21 protein-coding genes are annotated in these 24,248 nt (G+C 73.1%); 13 read left to right on the top strand and 8 right to left on the bottom strand.

Annotated features, from left to right (window positions below; translation table 11 throughout):
- Positions 1-540: a hypothetical protein gene (locus ACGF8B_RS34110; protein ID WP_392746025.1), complete on the bottom strand. Its 540-nt coding sequence runs from the start codon at positions 538-540 to the stop codon at positions 1-3.
- Positions 541-740: 200 nt separating this feature from the next.
- On the bottom strand, positions 741-1,970 hold the full coding sequence (locus tag ACGF8B_RS34105; RefSeq protein ID WP_392746024.1) for a protein kinase: 1,230 nt from the start codon (positions 1,968-1,970) through the stop codon (positions 741-743).
- Between the two features lie 275 nt (positions 1,971-2,245).
- Here ACGF8B_RS34105 and ACGF8B_RS34100 point away from each other — a divergent pair, with 275 nt between their 5' ends.
- Positions 2,246-2,395 carry a hypothetical protein gene (locus ACGF8B_RS34100; protein ID WP_392746022.1) on the top strand — a complete coding sequence of 50 codons (150 nt, stop codon included), beginning with the start codon at positions 2,246-2,248 and terminating at the stop codon, positions 2,393-2,395.
- Positions 2,396-2,429: 34 nt separating this feature from the next.
- Here the strand turns inward: ACGF8B_RS34100 and ACGF8B_RS34095 are convergent, their stop codons facing one another.
- Positions 2,430-2,915: an Lrp/AsnC family transcriptional regulator gene (locus ACGF8B_RS34095; protein WP_342284268.1), complete on the bottom strand. Its 486-nt coding sequence runs from the start codon at positions 2,913-2,915 to the stop codon at positions 2,430-2,432.
- Between the two features lie 231 nt (positions 2,916-3,146).
- On the opposite strand from ACGF8B_RS34095, the gene ACGF8B_RS34090 reads away from it, so the two are divergent.
- The 7 genes from ACGF8B_RS34090 to ACGF8B_RS34060 all read left to right on the top strand — a co-directional run bounded on the left by ACGF8B_RS34090 (position 3,147) and on the right by ACGF8B_RS34060 (position 11,814).
- Positions 3,147-4,124 carry an alpha/beta hydrolase gene (locus ACGF8B_RS34090; RefSeq protein ID WP_392746021.1) on the top strand — a complete coding sequence of 326 codons (978 nt, stop codon included), beginning with the start codon at positions 3,147-3,149 and terminating at the stop codon, positions 4,122-4,124.
- Positions 4,117-5,343: an acyltransferase gene (locus ACGF8B_RS34085; RefSeq protein WP_392746020.1), complete on the top strand. Its 1,227-nt coding sequence runs from the start codon at positions 4,117-4,119 to the stop codon at positions 5,341-5,343. Before ACGF8B_RS34090 ends, ACGF8B_RS34085 begins: the two co-directional genes overlap by 8 nt.
- A 25-nt stretch (positions 5,344-5,368) precedes the next feature.
- A complete protein-coding gene (locus ACGF8B_RS34080; protein ID WP_392746019.1) occupies positions 5,369-6,703 on the top strand; it encodes a sensor histidine kinase in 1,335 nt (444 codons plus the stop codon).
- Positions 6,700-7,371, top strand: a complete 672-nt coding sequence (locus ACGF8B_RS34075) for a response regulator (protein WP_392746017.1) — start codon at positions 6,700-6,702, stop codon at positions 7,369-7,371. The genes ACGF8B_RS34080 and ACGF8B_RS34075 overlap by 4 nt, the downstream gene beginning before the upstream one ends.
- Before the next feature lie 319 nt (positions 7,372-7,690).
- Positions 7,691-8,845, top strand: coding sequence for a glycosyltransferase family 4 protein (locus tag ACGF8B_RS34070; RefSeq protein WP_392746015.1), 1,155 nt, complete (start codon positions 7,691-7,693; stop codon positions 8,843-8,845).
- A gap of 238 nt (positions 8,846-9,083) precedes the next feature.
- Entirely contained in the window at positions 9,084-10,589 is a 1,506-nt protein-coding gene (locus tag ACGF8B_RS34065) for an FUSC family protein (RefSeq protein ID WP_392746014.1), read from the top strand.
- A gap of 139 nt (positions 10,590-10,728) precedes the next feature.
- A complete protein-coding gene (locus tag ACGF8B_RS34060) occupies positions 10,729-11,814 on the top strand; it encodes a lactonase family protein (RefSeq protein ID WP_392746012.1) in 1,086 nt (361 codons plus the stop codon).
- A 120-nt stretch (positions 11,815-11,934) separates the two neighbouring features.
- Here ACGF8B_RS34060 and ACGF8B_RS34055 read toward each other — a convergent pair whose 3' ends face one another.
- Both ACGF8B_RS34055 and ACGF8B_RS34050 read right to left on the bottom strand, forming a co-directional pair.
- Positions 11,935-12,858, bottom strand: a complete 924-nt coding sequence (locus ACGF8B_RS34055) for a sirohydrochlorin chelatase (protein WP_392746010.1) — start codon at positions 12,856-12,858, stop codon at positions 11,935-11,937.
- A 119-nt stretch (positions 12,859-12,977) separates the two neighbouring features.
- Positions 12,978-14,054, bottom strand: coding sequence for an N-acetylglucosamine kinase (locus ACGF8B_RS34050; protein WP_392746009.1), 1,077 nt, complete (start codon positions 14,052-14,054; stop codon positions 12,978-12,980).
- A gap of 142 nt (positions 14,055-14,196) precedes the next feature.
- Between ACGF8B_RS34050 and ACGF8B_RS34045 the strand changes: the two genes are divergently transcribed.
- On the top strand, positions 14,197-14,874 hold the full coding sequence (locus ACGF8B_RS34045) for a uracil-DNA glycosylase (RefSeq protein WP_342284258.1): 678 nt from the start codon (positions 14,197-14,199) through the stop codon (positions 14,872-14,874).
- 160 nt (positions 14,875-15,034) lie between these two features.
- Here ACGF8B_RS34045 and ACGF8B_RS34040 read toward each other — a convergent pair whose 3' ends face one another.
- Both ACGF8B_RS34040 and ACGF8B_RS34035 read right to left on the bottom strand, forming a co-directional pair.
- A complete protein-coding gene (locus tag ACGF8B_RS34040) occupies positions 15,035-17,842 on the bottom strand; it encodes an alpha/beta hydrolase family protein (protein WP_392746007.1) in 2,808 nt (935 codons plus the stop codon).
- 315 nt (positions 17,843-18,157) lie between these two features.
- Entirely contained in the window at positions 18,158-19,246 is a 1,089-nt protein-coding gene (locus ACGF8B_RS34035; protein WP_392746005.1) for a WD40/YVTN/BNR-like repeat-containing protein, read from the bottom strand.
- Between the two features lie 217 nt (positions 19,247-19,463).
- Between ACGF8B_RS34035 and ACGF8B_RS34030 the strand changes: the two genes are divergently transcribed.
- Positions 19,464-20,180: a cupin domain-containing protein gene (locus ACGF8B_RS34030; RefSeq protein ID WP_392746004.1), complete on the top strand. Its 717-nt coding sequence runs from the start codon at positions 19,464-19,466 to the stop codon at positions 20,178-20,180.
- Here the strand turns inward: ACGF8B_RS34030 and ACGF8B_RS34025 are convergent.
- Positions 20,168-20,704: a GNAT family N-acetyltransferase gene (locus ACGF8B_RS34025; protein ID WP_392746002.1), complete on the bottom strand. Its 537-nt coding sequence runs from the start codon at positions 20,702-20,704 to the stop codon at positions 20,168-20,170. The genes ACGF8B_RS34030 and ACGF8B_RS34025 overlap by 13 nt on opposite strands.
- 321 nt (positions 20,705-21,025) lie before the next feature.
- Between ACGF8B_RS34025 and ACGF8B_RS34020 the strand changes: the two genes are divergently transcribed.
- From ACGF8B_RS34020 to ACGF8B_RS34010, 3 genes are all read left to right on the top strand, one after another.
- Positions 21,026-21,415, top strand: coding sequence for a hypothetical protein (locus ACGF8B_RS34020; RefSeq protein ID WP_392746001.1), 390 nt, complete (start codon positions 21,026-21,028; stop codon positions 21,413-21,415).
- Positions 21,416-21,486: 71 nt separating this feature from the next.
- Positions 21,487-22,584, top strand: a complete 1,098-nt coding sequence (locus ACGF8B_RS34015; RefSeq protein ID WP_392745999.1) for an NADH:flavin oxidoreductase/NADH oxidase — start codon at positions 21,487-21,489, stop codon at positions 22,582-22,584.
- Positions 22,585-23,144: 560 nt separating this feature from the next.
- Positions 23,145-24,230 carry an ABC transporter substrate-binding protein gene (locus ACGF8B_RS34010; RefSeq protein ID WP_392745997.1) on the top strand — a complete coding sequence of 362 codons (1,086 nt, stop codon included), beginning with the start codon at positions 23,145-23,147 and terminating at the stop codon, positions 24,228-24,230.
- Positions 24,231-24,248: the final 18 nt, after the last annotated feature.

Here is a 24,248-nt window from a genome sequence, read left to right as displayed (position 1 = left end):
TCACTCCAGCCCGGAGGCCGTGAACACCGCCCGCGCGTGTCCGCGGTCGATACGGTCGGCCAGCTGCCGCAGTGCCGTCACCCCGCACCGCAGCGTCCCGCGCTCCACGCAGCCGCGCACGTCCTCGTCCAGCCGGTGCCACAGCGCCGGGTTCGCGAGGAGCACCTCGGGGTCGACCTCGACCCGGTGGCCGTCGGCATCCCGGAGCACCAGCCGCTGGGCGATGCCGTCCGACCAACGCGCCGACACCAGCCGGTCGGTGCACACGGTCCGCTCGTGCAGCAGTCCCCGTGACGAGAGCCATCCGACACCCGCGCGGACGCGTGGCGGCACCAGGACCACGCACAACAGGGCGGAGAGCCCCGTCCACAACAGGGCGCGCGGCCAGGTGAGATGACGGGCCGCCGCGTCGACGGCCAGCAGCAGCCCGAGCAGTGCGACGGCGCAGTGGACCGCGAAGCGCAGATCCCCGGCCCAGCCGTGGTCGTGGGCGGTCGTGCCGGGAGGAGTCGGCCACCGCAGGCCGATGTGGCGTTGCATGACAGCGACGCTAGACAGCCGTCCGGTCCGTACGCGCTGCGTTGACGAACCGCTGATGCCGGGCCGCGGGGTCCTGACGGGTGTTTGACGCGAGAGGCGAGGGGCGGGGGACGATCCGGGGGCGGGCTGTTCCGGGCCGGGGATCGCCCGGCCGCGAGGCCGGGCCGAGGAGAACCCGCGCCGGGCCCGGCCCGGCGGAGTCAGTCCTCCTCGTCCTCGTCCTCCTCGGCCCCGGCCGGTGGCAGTGGTGCGGACGAGCCGGAGTGTTCGGGCCCGGTGGTCGCGGTGGAGCCGGTGTCCGGGGTGTCGGCCGGGCCGGAGTCGGGGGAGAACAGGGCCATCCCCAGATACACGGCCGCGATGAAGGCGATCGTACCGGCGATGGCGCTCGCCACCCTGGGCCTGCGCCGGATCGCCTCCCGGGCGCCGGTGCGCGGCCGGACGGGCGCGGTCCGCTCCGCCGGGCGCCGTCTGCGGCCGCCGGACTGCGGCAGCCGGTACGTCGCCGGTCCCTGTCCCTGCCCCTGGCCCTGCTCGGCGGAGCCGTACGCGGGGGAGGGCGCCGCGGTGCGGGGAAGGCCCGGGCCGGCCGGGGCGGGCGCGGGGATGTGCGGAACGCCGGGCGCCGCAGGGGGAGGGGCCGGAGCGTACATCGGCAGCGGCTCCGACTGCCCCCGCCAGGCATCGCTCTGGAACCACTCGGCGACCTGCTGCGCGCTCGGCCGGTCCTCGGGCTGCTTCGCGAGCAGCCCCAGCAGATAGGAGTCGAAGGCCGGGGACAGATCGACGCCCCGCCGGCGGAGCGGCACCGGCGCCGTGTCGACATGTTGATAGAGCGTGGCGGTCGCCGTGTCCGAACGGAACGGCGGATCGCCCAGCAGGAGTTGGTAGATCACACAGCCGAGGGAGTACATGTCGGACGCCGCGCCGGCCGTACGGCCGAGTGCGCGCTCCGGGGCGAGATAGAGGCTGGTGCCGACGATCTGTCCCGTGGTGGTCAGCGCGGCGGAGGGGTCGTCGACGAACTGGGCTATGCCGAAGTCACCGATCTTGACCGACCCTTCGGCGTCCAGCATCAGGTTCCCGGGCTTGATGTCCCGGTGCACGATGCCCTGACGGTGGGCGGCGGCCAGCCCCGCGGCCGCCTGACCGGCGATCCGGGCGACCTGTCCGGCACCCAGCCGCTCCTCGGCGGAGAGCAGATCGCCCAGGCTCCTGCCCTCGACGAGCTCCATCACGAGGTAGAAGCGGTCCTCCCAGGCCCCGAAGTCGAACACCGCCACCAGATGGGGGTGGCTCAGCCGGGCCGCGGTCTGCGCCTCCAGCCGGAACCGGGCGGTGGCCGACTCGTCCGCGCGGTCGCCGAGCAGCAACTTCACGGCGACCGCCCTGCCGAGGACCTCGTCCGAGGCACGCCACACCTCACCCATGCCGCCACGGCCGATGGGGGAAACCAACCGGTACCGACCAGCTACCAGCACTGTGCACCAATCTCGAATTGTGGGCCGCTTCTGCTGCCACGGCGGCGACCCGACGGGGTCGGGGCGAGGTGGGGGGCGCGCGGCAAGATCAGGATATCGGGCCGCCGGACCGCGCCGTCCCGTGGAGCGGTTCCGTCTGCTCCGGGCGGCCGGACGGCCGGGTGTCCGGCCGCCCGGAGCGGCCTGTTCGCCACGTCTCCACGAACGGTCGCAGACCACCGGGCGTGACGACCGGCGCCGCGTCGTCCGGCGTCCACCCGCCCGGCGTGGAGAGGATCCGGGCACGGGAGCCCGCCGGGTCGATCACCGTGCCGATCCCCATCAGGAAGACGGATCTCGCCGAGCGGGCACGGGCCGGGACCGTGACGCCGTGAACGGACAGCCGGACGCGGCCCGGGCCCGCGCCGGTCAGTTCCGGCCGCCGGCCGCCGTACGGCCGACTGATTCCACCAGCGGCAGCAGCCGGTGCGGCACCCGTTCCCGGAGCGCCACCTCGGTACGCGTCCTGACCACCCCGGGCAACTGGATCAGCCGCTGGATCACATCCTCCAGGTGCCCGTTGTCCCGGGCCACCACCCGCGCCAGCAGATCCCCGCCACCGGTCGTCGAGAACGCCTCGACGATCTCCGGCACGGCGGCGAGCGCCTCGCCCACCTCGTCGAGATGACCCTGGGTGACTTCGAGATGGACGAAGGCCAGCACCGGATGACCCAGGGCGGCGGGGGACAGGACCGGCCCTGTGCCGGTGATCACACCGTCCCGCTCCAGCCGGTCGAGCCGGGCCTGGAGAGTGCCCCGGGCGACGGAGAGGATGCGCGCGTACTCACGGACGCTGGTACGGGGCTGCTCGATGAGCAACCGGAGGATACGGGTGTCGAGGGCGTCCACCGCCATGGTCCACCGGCCTCCTTCTGGTACGACGATCCGGGCTGCGACTGTACCAACGGCACAGCCGCCCTCCCCCTGTCGCCAAGAGCCACCCGCCCCCGGCCGGTGAGTCATACCTGTAGTCCCTGAGAGCTACGTGACAGGTTCACACCCCGGTGGGACGCCGACTACGAGGCGTTGTTCATAGCTTCTGTACCCGAGCACCACAGCCACCAGGTACGGGAGGAACAACCCGCCATGCCGTCCCATCCGCGCAGCCCCCGACTGCGCCGAGGCCTGCTCGCCGCACTGGTGGCCGCCTCGGTGGCCGTACCCGTCTCGGGTGCGGCGCGCCCGGCGGCCGTCCCGGCACCCGCCCCGTCCGTCCACGGGCCGCTGCGCACCGCCGGGCCCGAGGCCCTGGCCGAGCGGTACGCCGCGACGCGGGCCGACATCGGCGCGGCCGAACGGGCGGCGGCCGGCCACGGCGACCGCAAGCGGGCCGCCGCGCTGCACGAACTGGCCGCCCCCGGGCGCCGCTTCCTCACCTTCGACGGCCGGGACGGCGGCCGCTCCGTCGAGGTCGTCGGCGACCTGGCCCACGCGGAACGCATCGCCGTGCTGGTCCCCGGCGCCGGCATCGACATCGACCACTACTGGCGGCTGCGCAACGGCGCCCGCGCCCTGCGCGAGGAACTGGGCGGGCGCTCGGCGGTGGTCGCCTGGCTCGGATACCGCACGCCGACGACGGTGAGCCCCACCTCGATCACCTCGACCCGCGCCATCGAGGCGGCCCCCGAACTGGCGCGATTCAGCAGGGAGCTGACGCACCTGAGGCCCACCGCCCGGACCACCCTGCTCTGCCACTCCTACGGCTCCGTCGTCTGCGCGCGGGCCGCGCACGGACTCCGCGTCTCCGACATCGTCCTGTACGGCAGCCCGGGCACCGGCTACCGGAACGCCGCCGCCCTGCACACCCCGGCCACCGTCTGGGCGGGCCGCGGCAGCGGCGACTGGATCGCCGACGTACCGCACACCGAACTCCGGCTGCCCTTCGCCGACATCGGGTTCGGCGCGGACCCGGTCTCGTCCGGGTTCGGTGCCAGGCCCTTCGCGGCGGGCTCCGGTGGTCACAGCGACTACCTGAAGACCGGTTCCGAACCGCTGAGGAACATCGCCCGGATCGTGGCGGGGACGGCCGGATCCGCGGAGCCCACGGGAGAGCGCCATGGGTGACTTCGCCCGGCGGATCGATTCCGCCACCCCCGCCGACCGCGACCGGGCCGTCGACGCACTGCGCGCCCTCGCCATCCTAGGTGTCGTCCTCGGCCACTGGCTGGTCACCGCACTCGTCGTCGACAGCGGCACCATGCACGGGGCGAGCCCGCTGCGCTACCTGCCCGGACTCACACCGGCCTCCTGGCTGCTCCAGACCCTCGCGGTCTTCTTCCTGGTCGGCGGACTCGTGGGCGCGAAGAGCCATGCCGGCGCCCGCGCCAGGGGAGAGAGTTACGGCCGGTGGCTCCGCGCCCGGATGAGCCGGCTGCTGCGCCCGCTGGCCGTGGTGCCGGTCGTGTGGACCGTGGCGGCCTGCGTGATGCTCGCCTCCGGCGTGGACCAGGACACCGTGCGCGCACTGTGCAAGCTGGTGTGGTCCCCGCTCTGGTTCCTCGTGGTCTTCGCGGCGCTGACGGCGGCGACCCCGCTGGTGGCGAAGCTCCATCCGCTGTGGCCGTTCGCCGTCGTACTCGTCGTCGACCTCTACCGGTTCGGCCTGGACGCGCCCGGAGACCTCGCCGCGATCAACGTGGCGGCCGGCTGGTTGGTGCCGTACTGCCTGGGCGCGGCCTGGTCCCGGGGCGAGCTGCGGAGCCGCCGGACCGGCTGGACACTGCTGCTCGGCGGCGCCGCGGCCACGGCCGCACTCGTCCTGTGGGCCGGATACCCCGCGGCCATGGTCGGCGTCCCCGGCGTGGCCGTGTCCAATCTCGACCCGCCGACCCTCGCCGTGGTCACCTTCGGCCTCGCGCAGTGCGGGGCGGCACTGCTGCTGACCGGTCCGCTGCGCCGGGCGCTGCGACGCCCCGCGCTCTGGGCGGTGGTGGCGACACTGAACCTCTCGGCGATGACGGTGTTCCTGTGGCACCAGACGGCGATGATCGCGGTCACCGCGACCGGCCTGTGGCTGGGCGGGACGCTGCCGGGTCTGCACACCCTGCCCGACGAACCCGGCTGGGTGGCGGCCCGGCTGGCCTGGCTGCCGGCGTTCGCGGCGGCGCTGCTGGTCTGCCGGCTGGCGTTCCGCGGTTACGAACGGCAGCGGCCGGCACGGACGAAGAGCCTGGTCGTCCGCGCGGGACGCCCCGCGCGGTCGGCGGCGCCGCGTGTCCCGGGCCCGTCCTGGAGCCTCCCGTCCGGACGGACCGGCCATGATCCGAACGAAGGGCCCGAATAAGGTGCGAGCTGTGAATCCGGGGGACATGACGAAGCGTACGGCGCGGGCTCTGCGGGCATTGCCCGGCATCCTGCGCAAGGATCTCCTGACGCTGGCGGCCGATCCGAACGGGCAGGCGGGGCAGCCGCGCTGGCTGGAATGGCGGCCGGTGGTCATGGTGCCGCTGGTGATGCTCGCGGTGGCGGTGCTCGTCGTCGGCACGAACCAGTACGCCTTCGCGTTCAGGATGGGTGTCCAGCTGGGCATCCTGTTCGCGGGGATCCAGGCGGTGGCGTTCGTCGTCGCTCTGTACCGGCCGGTGCCGGCCTGGTGGGCGTCGATGGTCGGCACGGTGATGGTCACCCCGTTCGCCGCGAACGCCGGGCTGGGGGAGCCGTTCCCGTGGGAGGGCGCGTACCCGTGGAGCGGGGCCGGGATCGCGACGCAGGCCGGGGTGCTGTTCCTGGTCGCGCTGCGGGTGCGTCCCCGGATCGCCGTCGAGACCCTGGTGATCACCTTGCTGCTGGGGCTCGCCTGCTGGGCGAGCACCCCGTGGCGCAACGTCCACGAAATCCGCCTCGCGATCGCCGTTCTCGTCCTCACCGTGGTGGTGGGCGGTGCCCTGCGCGGCCTCGTGGTGGTGCGCACGAAACTGGTCGTGCAGGAGGAGCTCACCGCCGAGGAACGTTCCAGGCGCACCCTGCTGGAGGAACGCAACCGCATCGCACGCGAGTTGCACGACGTGGTCGCCCACCACATGTCGGTCGTCTCCATCCAGGCGCAGGTCGTTCCGCACCTGGTCGAGAACCCGTCCGACGAACTGCGGGAGAACGTCGAGGGCATCCGCCGCAACGCGGTCGACGCGCTGACCGAACTGCGTCGGGTGCTCGGCGTACTGCGCTCCGAGGACCCGCTGCCGCAGGCCGCACGGCACGCCCCGCAGCCCACGCTGGACCGGGTGGACGAACTGGTCGGCAACGCGCGCGGCGCCGGTGTCGAGGTCACCGCCGAGACCACCGGGGAAGCGCGCCCGCTGTCGCCGGGCGTCGAGCTGTCGGCGTTCCGCATCGTGCAGGAGGCGCTCAGCAACGCGATGCGGCACGCACCGGGGGCCCGGGTGCGGGTGGAGATCCGCCACCGGGCGTCCGGGGTCACGGTACGGGTCACCAACACCGCGCCGGACCGCCCCGCACCGCCCACCACCGGCGTCGGCCACGGTCTGCTCGGCATGCGCGAGCGCGCCGCGATGCTGGGCGGCGAACTCGCCACCGGGCCGACTCCCGACGGCGGCTACGAGGTCACTGCGATACTGCCCGCACCGCCCACCGCGGAGCCCGCCGGTTCCGCCGCTCCCACCGACCCAGCCGAGGACTCCCGATGACGGCCATCCGCGTACTGATCGCCGACGACCAGATGATGGTCCGGCAGGGCTTCACGGTGCTGCTGAACGCCGAACCCGGCATCGAGGTCGTCGGGCAGGCGGTGGACGGTGCCGACGCCGTGGAGAAGGTGGCCGAACTCGCCCCGGACGTCGTCCTGATGGACATCCGCATGCCCCGGCTCGGCGGCATCGAGGCGACACGCGTCATCACCGGGGCCGACGGCGCCACGGTGAAGGTCCTCGTCCTGACCACCTTCGATCTCGACGAGTACGTCTACGAGGCGCTGCGCGCGGGCGCGTCCGGATTCCTCCTGAAGGACGCCTCCGCCGCCGAACTCGCCCATGCGGTAAGGGTGGTGGCGGAGGGCGAGGCGCTTCTCGCCCCCAACATCACCAAGCGGCTGATCGCCGAGTTCGCCCGGGTGAGCGCCGGTCCACGGGCTCCGCTCAAGGACCGTACCGGTGAGCTGACGGAACGTGAGACCGAGGTCCTGGCCCTGATCGCACAGGGCCTGTCCAACACCGAGATCGCCGTGCGTCTCGTGGTCGCCGAGCAGACCGTCAAGTCCCATGTGGGACGGATCCTGGCCAAGTTGGGTCTGCGTGACCGGACCCAGGCAGCCGTCCACGCCTTCGAAACGGGCCTGGTGCGCCCGTCCGGCTACTGACCCGGCCCGCACAACACAACCGCCACAACCCGGCCCGCGCAACACAACCTGCGCGCGCAGCACAACCGCCACAACCTGCGCGCGGAACGCGACCCGCGCAACACAACGCAGCGCACACCCACGGCGTCCGCGCACGCCGTTCGCTCCGGCATGCCCGAACGACGGCAGGAGCGTCACGACCCAGGGGCGTACGACCCGGGACCACCGAGCGGCCATGGGCCGCCCGGCGGGTCGTCGAGCCCCGCGACCCACGGCGATGAGCCGTTCGCCGCACACGGTCCGACCGATTCCGTCCACGACCGAAGGAACCGAAAAGTCCATGGGCTCCACCCTTGTCATCACCAATGACTTCCCGCCGCGCCAGGGCGGCATCGAGACCTTCGTGCACGCGATGGCCACCCGGGTGCCGGACGACGACGTGGTCGTCTACACCTCGCACGAGCCGGGCGACACCGCCTACGACGCGAACCTGCCGTTCCCCGTCGTGCGGGACGCCGCCCGCACACTGCTGCCGACCGGCCGGGTCACCCGCAGGGCCGTCGAGATCGCCGAGGCCCACGGCTGCGACCGGGTCTGGTTCGGCGCCGCCGCTCCGCTGGCCCTGATGGCACCGGCCCTGCGGCGCGGCGGCGTACGGCGCATCGTGGCGACCACCCACGGCCACGAGATCTGGTGGGCCAGGACCCCCGGTGCGCGCGGACTGATGCGCCGGATAGGCAATGGCGTCGACGTGGTCACGTATCTGGGCCAGTACACCCGCGCCCGGATCGAGCCCGCGCTCGGCCCCCGTGCCCGCATGAGCCGGCTGGTTCCCGGGGTCGACGCCGAGGTGTACCGGCCCCGGGCCGGCACCGGGCCCGACCCGCTCACCGAACTGGCCCTGCACGGCAAGCGCGTCATCCTCTGTGTGGCCAGGCTCGTCCCCCGCAAGGGCCAGGACACGCTCATCCGGGCCCTGCCGCTGATCCGGAGCAAGGTGCCCGACGCCGAGCTGGTGGTGGTCGGCCGGGGGCCCGACGAGGCCCGGCTGCGCAAACTGGCGGCGCGGTACGGCCGGGGCGCGGTCCACTTCGCGGGCGGCGTCTCGCACACCGACACCCCGCCCTACTACGCCGCGGCGGACGTCTTCGCGATGCCGTGCCGCACCCGGCGGGCCGGCCTGGAGGCGGAGGGGCTCGGGATCGTGTTCCTGGAGGCGGCGGCGAGCGGTCTGCCGGTGGTCGTCGGTGACTCGGGCGGCGCCCCGGACACCGTTCTCGACGGCAGGACCGGCCGGGTCGTGGACGGCACCGATCCTGCGGCCGTCGCCGAGGCGCTGACCGGGATACTTCTGGACCCCGACCGGGCGGCGATGGGCGCCGCGGGTCGTGAGTGGGTCCGGGAGTCCTGGTCCTGGGACGTGTCGGCCCGTCGTCTGACGGATCTTCTGACCCCTGTCGAGGAGGCCACGGCGGTGCGGCCGGGCGAGGAGTAGCGATCCGCGCGGGGGCGGTGCGGTCACGGGTCGGGGTCTCGGCGGCCCGCCGGTCCGTTGGCTTACTGATGGCGCACCGCCCCCGGAAATGATTGTGCCAATGGCCCAGTGGAGCCTGTCCGGCTTGAGCCAAGGGCCGCAGGGATGCTGTGATGTACCCGTCGATGGCGCTGCGGATCTCCGCGGCGCCTTTTTCATGCCGGTGCGCAGGACCGGTGCACGGAAGCGGGAGTGTTTGTTGCTGAAGAGGATGTTCGTCGCCCCGGATCCGGGCCGGCTGAGGCTGCGCGGCAGCGTCCGGGCCGTCCTCGGCATCGGACTCGCCGTCGCGGTGTGCGGCCTGGCCGGCCACTCCCTCGTCGCGGCAGTCACCGGCGGCCTCGCCGCGCTGCTGGCCCTGTTCACGGTGCTGGACACCACGGTGCGGGGACAGGCGGTCACCACCGCACTGCTGCCCGTCGCCGGATTCCCCGTGCTCGCCCTCGCCGCGGCTCTGCACGACCACCCCGTGGCCCGGGACGCGGCGTTCCTCGCGGTCATCGGCGCGGGTGTGTACGCCCGGCGGTGGGGGCCGCGCGGCCACTCGCTCGGCGTGTTCGCGTTCATGGCGTTCTTCACCACGCAGTTCCTCCACACAATGCCCGGTCAGCTGCCCGAGCTGTACTCCGCGGTGGCCCTCTCGCTGCTCGTCTCGTCGACCGTCCGCTTCGGGCTGTGGTGCTACGAACGCCGGCAGCCCGCCGCCGTCGTGATCGCCCCGGTGACCGGCAGCGGGATGGGCCGGGCGACCACCCGGCAGGCGGTCCAGGCGACCGCGGGCGCGGCCTTCGCGCTGACGGCGGGTCTCGTCCTCTCCGAACAGCGCTGGTACTGGGCGGTGGGCGCCACCTGGTGGGTCTTCGTGAACACCGCCTCGCGGGGCGAGACACTGGTCCGCGGCTTCCGCCGGATCCTGGGCACACTGGTCGGCGTCCCCATCGGCCTGGCCGTCGTCGTCCCGCTGCACGGGGCGCCCGTGCCCACCGCGTTCGTCGTCGCGGCCGGAGTCTTCGGGATCTTCTACACCGCCGCGGTCTCCTACACCTGGATGGTCTTCTCGGTGACGGTGATGGCCGGGGCGCTGTACGGGCTCCTGGGTGTGCTGGATCCCGCCCTGCTCGTGCTGCGGCTGACGGAGACCGGCGTGGGCGCGCTCGGCGCGATGCTCGCGGTGCTGCTCGTGCTGCCGGTCACCACGCACGCCACCACCGACGCCTGGATACAGCGGGCCCTGCGCTGTGTGCACGCCTGCACCGCGGAGGCCGCCGCGCGGCTCTCGGGATCCCCGACCGCCGACCCCGCACCCCGGATCGCCGAACTGGAGGCGCTGCTCGGCCGGGTACGGATGTCCCTGGCCCCGCTGGTCCATCCGCTCAGCCCGCTGCGCGCCCGAAAGGCCCGCGCCGGGCAGGTGCTCGCCCTGCTCGACGCATGCGCACGCGAGGTGCGCGGGCTGGCCTCCGTCGCGGCGGACCCGGAGGCGTCCCACGACGCCCGCCTCGCCGCCGCCTGCTGGCGGGTCGAGGCATCCGTGGAGGCGCTGACCACCCCCGATCCGCGCCTCCGGGCGGGCGTTCCGGGCATTCCGTCGCACGCGGTCGCGGCCGGGCCCGCGCTCGCCCATCTGCACGGCCTGGAGCGGGCGCTCGCCGACCTCGCCGCACCACTGCACAGCGACCCGCGGGCCCCGCTGATCGGTGTGTGACACGCCCGCTGACGTGTTTCCCCGCGCGGCCCGGGCAGCCGAGGCAGTGGTCTGGACCTGATGGCCGACTGCTACCGTCGCCCCGGAAGATCACGACGGCAAGGGCCGTCGTGATCGGTCGGCTGAGAGGGGCATTGCGGTGACGGACAGTGCGACGGGCGGCGACGACGGCGCGGTACGGGCATTCATCGGGTCGTTCACCTCGGCGGGCGGACGGGGAATCACCGTCGCCGCCGTGGACCGGGAGACCGGGGCGCTGACGGTCCTCGGCACCACGGACACGGTCCCCGATCCTTCATTTCTCGCCCTGGGCCACGGTCCGGGTCCGGGCGGCGGCGCGCTCTACGCGGTCAGCGAGACCGAGCCCGGGGCGGCAGCCGCCCTGGACGTCACCGGCGACGTGCCGCAGCCGCTCGGCGACATCCGGCCGGTGGACGGCGACGGTCCGACCCATCTCGCGCTCGCGGGCGGCCATCTGCTCACCGCCAACTACAACTCCGGCAGCGTGAGCGTCCTGCCCGTGCTCGTGGACGGCTCCCTCGGCCCGGTCGCCTCCGTGTCCCGGCACGAGGGCAGCGGCCCCGACGCCGACCGGCAGCGGGGCCCGCACGCCCACCAGGTGCTTCCGGACCCGTCGGGGAACTGGGTGCTCAGCGTGGACCTCGGCACCGACTCCGTACGGATCTGCGCGCTCGACACGGCGACCGGCGCGCTGCGGCCGCACGGCGAGACGGCCCTGCGGCCGGGCACGGGGCCGCGCCACCTGGCCTTCCATCCCGCGGGCGGCCACGCGTACGTCCTGAACGAACTCGAACCGACCGTCACCACGTGCCGGTGGAACGCCGCCGCGGGCGTCCTGGAGCCGGTGGGGGAGACCTCCGTGCTGCCCGCGCGGCCGACGGAGGGCGACGAGCCGGCGACGTACCCCTCCGAGGTGGTCGTCTCGCACGACGGCCGGTTCCTCTGGACCGCCAACCGGGGGCACGACACCATCTCGGTCCTGGCGCTCGACGCCACCGGCGAGCAGGCGACCCTGGTCACGGCAGTGGACTGCGGCGGGCACTGGCCCCGCGACCTCGCGCTCGACCCCGCAGGCCGTCGGCTGTACGCGGCCAATGAGCGGTCCGGAGACGTCAGCTGGTTCGACATCGATCCGGAGACGGGCATCCCGCGCCGCGCCGGCTCGCTGGCCGCGCCCGCCGTTTCCTGCGTGATCTTCGGCTGATTCCGCGCCGTACACAGCACGATTCGCCGTACGGGGCGCGATCGTCGTACACAGCACGATTCGCCGTACGGGCCCGGAGAACCGGGCCCGTACGGCGAATCGTGGCGCCTCGCGCCAAGCTCAGTGCGCCTGGGCGCCCTGCGGCGCGACGGGCGTGATGCCGAGCGTCGTCATGTACATCGACAGCACGAGCTTGCCGATCGCCGGGTAGGCGCCGAGCGGCTCGGCCGTCGCGCAACCGGCCTCCTTCGCGGCGGTGTCCAGCAGGCCCTCGGCCACCTCCGGGCCCACCAGGTACGGGGCCACCGCGAGCTGCACCGAGCCGGAGCCGGTGAGCTGCTCGGCGATCGACGCGACGGAACCCTCGACGTCGAGCGCCGCGGCCATCACCGGAACCGCGAGCCGGGCGGCCAGCAGCATGCCGGTGATCCCGGCGGCCTGCACGGCCTCGTCGCCGCCCACCGTGGCCAGCACGATGCCGTCGGCGGCCGTGGCCACCGTGAAGAGCCTGGCGCGGTCGGCGCGGGCCAGACCGGCCTCGGACAGCCGCACATGCAGCGCCTCGGCGAGCAGCGGGTGCGGGCCGAGCACGTCGGTCAGCTCGACCTGCGTGCCGCTGTCCATCACGGCCTGTCGTATCCGCCGGATCAGGGCGCTGTCCGGCCCCGCGAGCAGCGGCACGACGACGGCGGAGGGCCCCTCGGGCTCGGCGACCTCACGGCCCGCGGCCTGCGCCTGCTCGTAGCGAGCGACGCGCTCGGCGGCGCAGTGGGTCAGTACGGCGGAGAGCGTCGGGTACTCGGCCTCGTCGCCGTCGAGGTAGCCGATCCGGGCGTTGAGGCCGGGCAGCTCGGAACGGGCGATGCTGATCACCTCTTCGGCCAGGCTGCGCGTGGCCGAGGAGGGGGTACCGGGAACGGCGAGAACGAGCGCGGCAGCGCCCTCGGGTGCGACCACGGGCTCCGGGCGGCGGTGCCGTCCGGACTGGCGAGGTCGCGGCATTCGTACAGGCAGGCCGGAAGCGGGCCCAGTGGGGGTGCTCATGGCGCCGCATGCTACTGGTTTTGGGTGCGGCCCTGTTCGGGGAGGGCCCGGACAGGCGTTATCTGTCCGCTTTTATCCGATGGGCGGCTTAATGGTCGACTGTCCTGCTCTGTCGCCACCTACTCGGGCTCGTGCCCAGCCCCCTCACCAGGTACCCAGAGCAGCGTCGGGTGGCGGGGCAGCCGCAGATCCCCGATCGCCAGCGCTTGCGCGATGGACAGCGCGCCGGTCAATGGATCACCCGAACCGGGGACCGCCCGTGCCTGCGGAAGCTGTCGGGCCAACTCCTCGCGCAGGGGTACGAGCAGCGGATCGCCCATCCGGAACAAGCCGCCCGTCAGCGCCACTTCGCACGGCTCGCCGTCGGCCCCCGCCGCCGGGCACACCGCCGCGGCCGCCTCCGCGACATGTGCCGCGGCCTCGCGCAGAATGCCCGCGGCGACCGGATCGTGCCCGGCGCACGCGGCGACCTCGGGCGCGAACGAGGCCAGCACAGCAGGCCGGTCGGTACGCGGATAGAGCTGTCCGGGCAGCTCCGGCGCCGGCCCGAACACCGCCTCCAGCCTCGACAGCAGAGCCGCGGAGCCGCCCCGGCGACCGTCATGGGCGCGCATGGCCGCATCGAGCCCGGCCCGGCCGATCCAGGCTCCGCCGCCGCTGTCGCCCAGCAGATGCCCCCAGCCGTCGGCCCGGCGCCAGCTCGTCAGGTCCGTACCCAGCGCGATCATGCCCGTGCCGGCCGCGACGACCGCCCCCGGGCGCTGACCGACCGCCCCCGCGTACGCGGTGACCGCGTCGGCGGCCAGCGCCAGTCGTCGTACCCCGAGCGCGTCCCCCAGGGCCGACGGCAGCTCCGCGCGCAGTTGGCCGCCGAGCGTGGCCATGCCGGCGGCGCCGATCGCCACTGCGCCGATCGCGGTGCCGTCCTCGCCGCCGCACTGCTCCAGCAGCCGACGGGCGGCGGGCAGCAGTTGTTCCAGCAGATGGCCGGCGTCGATGCCGGCCGGTCCGGTACGCACCGGAGCGGCGCAGGCCACCGTCGCCAGAGGGGCGGGCGGGCCGACGGCGCCCAGTGCCACGCGCAGCCCCGAACCGCCCGAGTCCACGCCGAGCACGTACGGCCCCGACGCGGCGGGCACCCCGCCCGGACGCGCACCGGCGCCGGTGCTTTCCGGCGATCGCCGCGGTGTACTCATGGGCCGACTCCAGGGAGGAAGACGAAGGACGGCGGCAGCCTATCCCCCGTACCGCGAGAACGGTTCGGGGGATGGGGAGTTCGGCGGCCCGGAGCGGCTACGGGCCGTGGGCGGACCGTTTACGCCGGTAGAGTGACGTTCTGTGGCACCACGACCTTTGAATGAAGTAGTCGAGCCCGGCTGGGCCGAGGCACTCGCACCCGTTGCCGGACGCATCGCCGAGATGGGCGATTTCCTGCGCGCGGAGGTGGCGGCAGGACGCACCTATCTGCCGGCCGGAGCGAATGTCCTGCGCGCGTTCCAGCAGCCCTTCGACGACGTACGCGTCCTGATCGTCGGTCAGGACCCCTACCCGACACCGGGAATGGCGATGGGGCTGAGCTTCTCCGTGGCCCCCGAGGTTCCCCAGGTGCCCGGCAGCCTGGAGAACATCTTCCGGGAGCTCCACACGGACCTGGGGCTCGCGCGTCCGTCGAACGGCGACCTGACGCCCTGGACGCGGCAGGGCGTACTGCTGCTGAACAGGGCCCTCACCACCGCGCCCCGCAAACCGGGCGCGCACCGCGGCAAGGGCTGGGAAGAAGTCACCGAACAGGCCATCCGGGCCCTGGCCGCGCGCGGCAAGCCACTGGTGTCCGTGCTCTGGGGGCGCGATGCCCGCAACCTGCGCCCGTTCCTCGACAACTACCCGGCGATCGAGTCCGCGCATCCCTCGCCCATGTCGGCGGACCGCGGTTTCTTCGGCTCGCGCCCGTTCAGCCGCACCAATGAACTCCTGCTGCGCCAGGGGGCCCAGCCGGTCGACTGGCAGCTTCCCTGACAGGCACGACGCGGACCGGGCACACGCGTCACCGGCCCCGGAACGGCACCGGCTCCTGCACGGAGCCGGTGCCGCATCCCGCCGGGGTCTTTCGTTCGGACCGTGCCGGGGCACACGAGCCCGGCGTGATCCGAACGAGAGGCTCAGGTCATGAGCCGGTTCACGGTGCGTCGCGCACCGTGCCGGTGAACACCGGTCCCTTCTTCGGCTCCCAGGAATCGTCGTAGGTCATCAGCTGCATCCGCAGTGATTCCTCGGGCTCCTCGACCCCGTCCCGGACCGTGGGCACGGCCACCTCGGTACTCAGCTTCCCGGCGGGCACGAAGGCCGGCAGGAACGACGGCTCGGACACCTTGGACAGCGGCCGGGCCGGGTCGGGCGATTCGTCGAACGTCTCCCTCAGCCATGTTCCGTCGACGTCCAGGGTGGACAGCTCCGGCCCCGCGCCGACCGGCTGGATCTCGAAACCGGCGGAGTCGATGTCGACATCGGCGACCGCGGAGAGCGAAATCCTCCAGCGCAGGCTCTGCCCCTCGGTGACCCGGTCCGCGACCGGCTTCACCTCGACCGTGGGCATCGGGTCGTCGTTCCGTACGGTCAGGCCGCCCAGGTGGGAGCCGACGACCGCGCCGCGGACCGCCTTGACGAACACGCTGTGCGTGATGTCGTAGCCGTAGCGGGTGTTGCCCCGGACCTCGACCGGCACGTCGATGTCATGGCTGCCCGGACGCACCGTCACCGTCCGGTAGCCGGGCTCGGTCTTGTCCGGATCGGAGACGAACAGCCGGACCCGACCGCTGCCGTGCCCGGAGACCCGCACCGGAACACGGTAGGTCCGGACCCCCGAATCGCCTTCCGAGACCTTCAGGTGGCCGATGTCCACGCGCGGCAGCGAGGCGGCCCGGACCGCGGGGGTTCCGGGTCGCCAGCCCCAGGCGTCGACCAGCCAGGCCTGCCCCGAACCGCTTCGCGGGGTCAGCTCCAGGCTCTTCACGTGCTTCAGGTCCACCTTGCTCCGCACGGCGGCGGAGAGCGGTACGCGGATCTCGCGCCCCCAGTAGGAGGCGGTCCGGGCGCTGCCCGGCAGCCCGTCGATCCGGGTGCCGCCGAGCGTCGCCCGCCGGCCCGAGGCGTCGGTGAGGGCGATGTCCAGCCGGGTGCCGGTGGTGTTGGGCGGCACGATCACCCGGAGCGCCAGCGAATCGGCACCGGCCACGGAGACCGGACGTGCGGGACGGATCCTGACCGCTCCGCCCGGCTTCGACCAGCGCATAGCGACCGCGTGCCGGCCGGGTTCCCGCGGGGTCTCCCACATGGCGAAGTGCGGGGAGACGGCGTCCCCCTCGGGCGGCAGACAGGCGCGGCCGGGATCCGTGTCCACCTGCGCGCACACCCGGCCGCCCGTCACGGACGTCGAGGTGTCCGGCAGGAACGCGGGCGTGCGCTTCCCGCCGACCGCGTGGGTCAGCACCCGGGCCGGACCGGCCGAGGGCGCGCGCCGGTCCGAACCGTCCAGCAGCGGGCGTACGCGATCGTCACCCGCGACGAACAGCCGGGCCGCGGCGGCGATGTACGTGGCCCCGGCCCGCTGCTGCGAAGTGGCGGTGAGACGGGCCTTCTTGCCCGGCGAGCACACCGGGTCCGGGGTGCCGTCGTCCCAGAAGTCGTCGTCGGCGGGCGCCTCCGCCTGCCCCGGCGTCCATTCGCTGTTGAAGAAGTTGTGGTTGGCGCCGACCACGTAGACCGCGCTGTGCAGTGCGGCGCCACGGCTGACGCCTCGGGTGCCGTCGACGTAGATCTGGCCCTGGAGGTCGGACACATCGCCGTCGCAGCCCGGCAGGACGGTCATGGACGGCACGTCGGGAACCGGGTTCTGGCCGAAGACGGTCGGGCCGATCAGGACGGTGCCGCGAATGTGCCAGCGCACCGGGCCCCGGTAGCCGTCCTGGTCCGCGGGCGGCCGGGAGAGGCTGTCGAGCGCGGCCCGGTTGACGCCCTCGCCGCCCCGGGAGTGGCCGACGAGCAGCACCCTGGACATGTCGGCGGGTGGTGCGGCACGCACGGCGGCGGGCGCCGCGGACCGGTGGGTGGCCCAGTCCGCCCAGCGGGCGAGGTGCAGCCGCACCAGGGACGAGCGCGCCTGGGCGCCGCCGTCGTCGGCGGCATCGTCCTGCCCGTTGATCCCGTTGGCCGAGATGGACACCGTGACGTACCCCTGGGAGGCCAGGAGCTTCTGGTCACGCAGATAGCCCCGATGGCTCGGCACCGGCCGGGTGCCCGCCTCGCAGGGCCAGGACATGCCCTGATCGCCCTTGGCGTTGAAACACGTGTAGTGCCGGCCGTGCAGGAACAGCGCGAGCGGCCGCCGGCCCGGTGCGCCGGCCGGAGACACGACCGCGGCGCGCATCTCCACCGGGGCACTGAACCCGGGCAACCGCACCGACTTCAGGGTGTACTCGCCGCTGACGGTCCGGTACGTGCCCGGTACGCCGGGATCGACCGGGTTCGCGGGCAGGGGAGCCGCCGGCTTCGCGGCCTCGGCGGCGCGCCGGGCATCCGGAGCCGGTCGGGCACCGGACCCGTCGAGACGCCGTCCGCCCGCCAGCGCCTTGAGGCCGGTCACGGGTCCGAGGCGTACGCCGTCGAGCTTCATCCGGAACGTACGCCGGTCCTGCGCGGCGACCGCCCGGCCCAGCAGCCGGTCCCCGGTGTAGAACTCGACCCGGGCATCGCCCATGGGCACCGGGTCGGACGAGGTCCAGACGAGCTCCTGCCCGGCTCCCGTTCCGGTGATCCGCCAGCCCGCGGGGAGCCGGCCGTCCGGCTCGCCCGGCGATATGGAGGGTATGGATTCGGCGGATCGCTGCGGGTGTGCCGGTTGCGGCGACGCACTCGCCAGTTCCGGCCATCCCATGGTCAGGGTGAGTACCGCCAGTGCGGCGGTAACCGTGCGCGAGACACGGATCAAGGTGGTCCTCCTGGTCATCGGCCTTCTCGAACTCCCCAGAAATCCCTGGGGCCCCCGCTCCCGGAGGACGGAGAGCGAAGCCCGGGGGTTGCCTCAGGCCGCGTCACTTGGCGCGGAACTGCTGCTCCGGGGGATCGAGTTGGGCCGATGACCGGCAGGAAGTGGTCAGCCGGTGGCACAGGGCCGGCCGGGGCACCGGGCGATCGGGCGCCGAAGGCCGACGTGCCGACGTGCCGGCGGTCGACGTGCTGACGGCCGGGGCGTGGACGGCCGACGCGGGCGCGTCGATGGCTGCGGCGTGCCCGCTGTCCGTGATCAGCCGTCGATCACCGACGCCCGCACGCACAGGACGTCCGGCAGATGCGAGGCGAGCTGCTGCCAGCTGTCCCCGTCGTCCGCGCTCGCGTACAGCTCGCCGTTGCGGTTGCCGAAATAGACCCCGGCCGGGTCGGCATCGTCCGTACAGAGCGCGTCGCGCAGCACCGTGCCGTAGTGCGTCTCCTCGGGCAGGCCCGTCGACAGCGGCTCCCAGGTGCGGCCCGCGTCGCCGGTCCGGAACACCCGGCAGCGGTGCTCGGCGGGCACCCGGTCGGCATCGGCGTTGATCGGGAAGATGTACACCGTGTCCGCGCGGTGCGGGTGCGTGGCGGCGGCGAAGCCGAAGTCCGACGGCAGTCCCCGCCCGATGTCGGTCCAGCTGTCCCCGGAGTCGTCGCTCCGGAACACCCCCCAGTGGTTCTGGAGATAGAGCCGGTCGGGATCGACCGCGTCCCTGGCCACCTTGTGGACGCACTGCCCGAACTCCGGATCCGGGTCGGGGAGGAAGACCGCGGACACGCCCTTGTTCGACGGGGCCCAGCTCGCACCGCCGTCCTTGGTGCGGAACACCCCGGCGGTGGAGACCGCGACGGTCACGGAACGGGCGTCCCTCGGGTCCGTCAGGACGGTGTGCAGCCCCTCCCCGCCTCCGCCGGGCACCCATTTCGAACGCGTCGGATGCTCCCACAGCGGGCGGACCAGCTCGAACGACTCCCCGCGGTCCTCGGAACGGAACAGCGCGGCGGGCTCGGTCCCCGCGTACACGACGTCGGGCGCCTCGGGGCCCGCCGGATGCAACTGCCAGACCCGCTCCAGCGATGCCTCGGTGAACGGCGGGAACCTCACCGCCGGTTGTCGTGGCTCGACCCAGGTACTGCCCAGATCGTCCGAGTGGAAGACCGCTGGGCCCCAGTGCGCGCTGTCGCCGCCGACCAGGAGCCGTGGGACCTGCCCGCGGGTGTCGACGGCGACCGAATACACCGCCTGGGCATTGAAGTGCGGGCCGTCGAACTCCCAGGTGCCGCCGCGCCTGCGGCCGATGAAGAGTCCCTTGCGGGTGCCCACGGTGAGCAGTACGTCGGTCATGGCCGAACCTCCCGAAACGCCATTGTGTCGGACATCGGACAGTCTGTACCCCACCACTGACAGCGGCTCGCAGAGCAGTTCCTGACACCCGGGACCTGTTGCGTGCGCCGTCGGCACGGGTACGGTTCAGCAGGTGTGGAAAGCGCTTGCCGAGCCGTACCGGAATTCCGCGCGAACCCCCGGTGCCGCCTCATCGCGGAGAGACAGAGGAGCAGCTGTGCCGACCTTCGAAGGCCTGCCCGGTGCCGTGGCCGTGTCCCATCTGCGGGTGTACGACTGGCCCACCGAGGACGGCCTGCGCGGCGGGACGCCCCATCTCCACCTCACCTGCTCCGAGGGGTACGTGGTGGTCGGCGGCACGGGCTCGGTGCAGACCCTCACCGCCTCGGGATTCCGGCAGACGCCACTGGCACCGGGCGCGCTGGTGTGGTTCACGCCGGGCACCGTCCACCGGCTCGTCAACGAGGACGGGCTGCGCATCGTCGTCCTCATGGAGAACAGCGGGCTGCCGGAGGCCGGCGACGCCGTGCTCACCCTGCCGCCGGACCGCCTGGCGGACCCCGAGGTCTACCGGGCGTCGGTCGCCCTGCCCGCGGACGGCTCGGAGGCGGAGCAGGAGCGGGCCGCCCGTGCCCGCCGCGATCTCGCCATCGAGGGCTTCCTCGCCCTGCGCGGGGCCACCGAGGCGGGCGATCCCGAGCCGCTCGCCGCGTTCCACCGGGCCGCCGCCGCGCTCGTACGCCCGAAGGCCGAGGACTGGCGCGGGCGCTGGGAGCGGGGGGCCGCAGCCGCCTCCGAGGTGACGGGCGCCCAGCTCGACGCGGTGGCGCGCGGCGACGGCGGCTACCTGGCCGACGCCTGCGTGCACGCCGAACAGCCCTCCGCACACGGAAAGTTCGGCATGTGCGGCCGCCTGGACGTCTACCGGGGCTGACCGGCCCCGCCGACGCCGGACGCGGCGGAGCGGGTCAGGACCCGGGTCGTGCTGCCGTCTTCCTCCACCCTGTCCCGGACGTGCCGGAAACCGATCCGGTCCAGCAGCGCCAGTGACGCGGAGTTGTCGGCGGCCACCGTGGCGTGCACCTCGGTGAGCCCGAGCGTGTCGAATCCGTACCCGGTCAGCGCCTGCGCGATCTCGGTGCCGAATCCCTGCCCCCACGCGGTGGTGGCCAGGGCGTAGACGATCTCGTGGCCGCCCACCTCGATGGACGGCTTGATCTCCGCGTGGCCGACGAACCGGCCCTCGTGACGGATTGCCCAGACATCGAACAGGTCCTGTGCGTACACCTTGCTGAAGACCCGTCCGAACAGGGCGCGGTCCTCGGACTCGCTCTGCGTCCCGTCGCCCATCCAGCGGGAGACCAGGGTGTCCTGGAAGAGTGCGACGAAGTCCTCCTCGTCGTCCGGCGTGTAGGGCGCCAGATACAGACGTGCGGTGTGCAGGGCAGGGGTGGCCATGGGCGGTGACGGTACGCAGGCCCCCGGGTGACCGCAACGCAATAGTCACGGGCCACGGGCCGGGCGCTCGTGCTGTCGGCATCACCACCCGGCCGGGCGCCGGGCGCCGGGAGTCCGGTGCCCGGGAGCAGGGGGAGCGGCGCGACGGCGGCCCGACCACTTCACCGGCGGGTCCTTGTGACGCCACCTGCCCGGAGAGCCCAGGAGCGGTACCGGGCGGGCGGTGGGACCGCACCGGCCGGTCGAAGGGGAGAATCGGCCGGGCGGCGGAATCGGCCGGGCGGAAGAAACGGCCGGCCCGGTGAAAGGGAGCGTGGAGCGATGACGAGCGGGATCGAGGACGCCCAGGGGCGTGCGGCAAGCCTGGAGGTGAATCCCGCCGGAGTGCGGGTCGGAATCAGGGCCGAGACGCCCTCGGGCGAGCTGTCGCTGATCTGCACGCCCGCCCGCGCCCGCGAGCTGGCGGCGGCGCTCGCCCTCGCGGCGGACGAGGCCGACAGCGCGCGGACGGCGGAACCCGTCACCGTAAAAGCGGGCGAACTGCGCCGTGGGGACGTACGGGACGGTGACCGGGCCATGACGGTGGACGACGTGAGGGTGGACGGCGCCACCGTCCATGTCACCTGGAAGTCGGGCGCCGGGCGCAGCTGGACCCAGGGCTATGACGCGGACGCCGACATCACGATCCGGATCGTACGAGAGGCATCGTAATTTGACGAGTGCCGTACTACGAGATGTATCGTACTAGCGATCCTTCCGTACCCGTCGAAACGGAGTCCGACGTGAGTGCCCTCTTCGAGCCCTACACCCTGCGGTCGCTCGTCATCCCCAACCGGGTCTGGATGGCGCCCATGTGCCAGTACTGCGCCGCGGCGGACGGGCCGGAACAGGGTGTGGCGACCGACTGGCACTTCGCCCATCTCGCGGCGCGCGCCATCGGGGGTACCGGGCTCATCCTCACCGAGGCGACGGCCGTCAGCCCCGAGGGCCGGATCAGCCCCGGCGACCTCGGCATCTGGAACGACACCCAGGTCGCCGCCCTCCGCCGGATCACGGCGTTCATCAGGGGGCAGGGGTCCGTCGCCGGCATCCAGCTCGCCCACGCCGGGCGCAAGGCCTCCACGGCGGCCCCCTGGCTGGGCGGCGGCCCGGTCGGGCCGGAGGCGCACGGCTGGACGCCCGTCGCCCCCAGCCCGCTGCCCTTCGACGACGGCCACCCCGTGCCGCACGAGCTGACCGTGGACGGGATCCGGGGGATCGTCGACCGGTTCCGCGAGGCCGCGCGCCGCGCCGTCGACGCCGGGTTCCAGGTCGCCGAGATCCACGGCGCCCACGGATACCTCATCGGACAGTTCCTCTCCCCGCACAGCAATCACCGCACCGACGAGTACGGGGGCAGCTTCGAGAACCGCACCCGCCTCGCCCTGGAGGTCGTCGACGCGGTACGCGAGGTCTGGCCGCAGGAGCTGCCGGTCTTCTTCCGGGTCTCCGCGACGGACTGGCTCACGGAGAACGCCGAGGACGACCGTGAGGGCTGGACCGCCGACGAGACCGTCCGGCTGGCCACGCTGCTCCAGGCCCATGGGGTCGATCTGCTGGACGTCTCCAGTGGTGGAAACGCCCCGCGCGCCCGCGTCGAGACCGGGCCGGGGTACCAGGTGCCCTTCGCCGAGCGGGTCAGGGCCGAGACCACGCTGCCGGTCGCGGCGGTGGGCCTGATCACAGAGCCGCAGCAGGCCGAGAAGATCATCACCGAGGGGCGGGCCGACGCCGTCCTCCTCGGGCGCGAACTGCTGCGCAGCCCGTCGTGGGCCCAGCAGGCGGCCCGCGAACTGGGCGGCGAACTCCGCACGCCCGAGCAGTACCACCGCGCGGTCTGAGGACCCGCACCGCCCCGGCCCGGCCGGCCCCGCACGGCGCGAAGCGTCAGGGGTCCCGGGCCGGGGCTGTCCGCCGTGGCCACGCCCCTCTCGTGGCGGGCGCTGGGCGGGCGTGGGCGAAGGGTCCGTCGCGAGGGTGCGGAGAGTGAAGGCGGCGAGGCGCCAAGGGCGCGGACGCGCGGACACGCCGACGTGCTGGATGCCGTACGCCGCGTGCCGGTCGGCCGCCGGACCGGTCACCGGCACACGCACCTGAGGCCCACGCCGACCCGCCGCCCGCGCAGCAGGAGCAGGGCCGCCGCCGAGTCGAGGGCTGTGGGCGGGGGGTGGTACGGGTTCAGCCGGCCGGCGCCCGTCTTCCCTGCCCGGCAAGGGAGTTGGGCATCCCATGATGCGGGCACGGCCCTGCGCAGAAACAACTCGACGACGTCTTGCCGCTCGCGTCACACCGCCTATATAACGTTGTAAACCGAGCCGCCCGGCGGCTGATGCATCGTCAAGCCATGCCCCCACGGCCCGCCGACGAGCGTGTCGTCCTCCCGCCAAGGAGCGTCCCGCGCATGATGATCCAGCGTCGATCCCGTAACCTCGCCGCGGCCTGTCTCCTCGCCGCGACCACCATGCTGGCCGCCGCCGGCTGCGCCAAGTCGGAGACCCCGGACACCGCGGGCGACGACAGCAGTCAGGCCGCGCAGGCCGCCAAGTCCCCCGAGAGCAGCTCTGGTTCGGGCTGCTCGCTCCAGACGTACGGTGCGCCGAAGCTGGATCTGAAGAACGCGGTCGTCGGCTTCTCGCAGTCGGAGAAGGAAGCCAACCCGTTCCGCATCGCCGAGACCCGGTCCATCAAGGACGAGGCCAAGAGGATCGGCGTGAAGAAGCTGCTCACCACCAATGCGCAGTCCCAGCTCTCCAAGCAGATCAGCGACATCCAGGACATGCTGTCCCAGGGTGCCCAGTTCCTGATCGTCGCCCCGCTGAACTCCGACGGCCTGGAACCCGCGTTCAAGGCGGCCGCGGCCAAGAAGGTTCCGGTGCTCACCATCGACCGCAAGGCCAACTCCATTGCCTGCAAGGACTACGTGGCCTTCCTCGGCTCCGACTTCGTCGAGCAGGGCAAGCGTGCTGCGGACGCGATGATCAAGGCGACCGGCGGCAAGGGCAAGGTCGCCGTCCTCCTCGGTGCGTCCGGCAACAACGTCACCACCGACCGGACCAAGGGCTTTGTCGACCAGCTCAAGGCCCAGGCGCCCGGCCTGCAGATCGTCGCCCGGCAGACCGGCGAGTTCGCCCGCGACAAGGGCCAGCAGGTCATGGAGCAGCTCATCCAGTCCAAGCCCGGCATCACCGCCGTCTACGCGGAGAACGACGAGATGGGGCTCGGTGCCGTCACCGCTCTGAAGGCCGCGGGCAAGAAGCCCGGCAAGGACGTCAAGATCGTCTCCGTGGACGGCACCCGGAACGCCGTGCAGGCCCTGGTCAACGGCGAGTACAACGCCGTCATCGAGTCGAACCCGCGCTTCGGGCCGCTCGCCTTCGCGACCGCGCAGAAGTTCTACGGCGGTGAGGAGATCCCGGAGAACGTCATCATCTCCGACCGGGCGTACGACGAGTCCAACGCCAAGGCCTCGCTCGGCGGGGCGTACTGACCGCACTCCCGCCGCACC

Origin of the sequence: Streptomyces sp. NPDC047917 (genome assembly GCF_043204345.1) — a bacterium.
In the GTDB taxonomy this organism is placed as follows: domain Bacteria; phylum Actinomycetota; class Actinomycetes; order Streptomycetales; family Streptomycetaceae; genus Streptomyces; species Streptomyces sanglieri.
The sequence above is the reverse complement of the archived record's forward strand: the minus strand, read 5'-3'. Positions and strand labels throughout refer to the sequence as shown.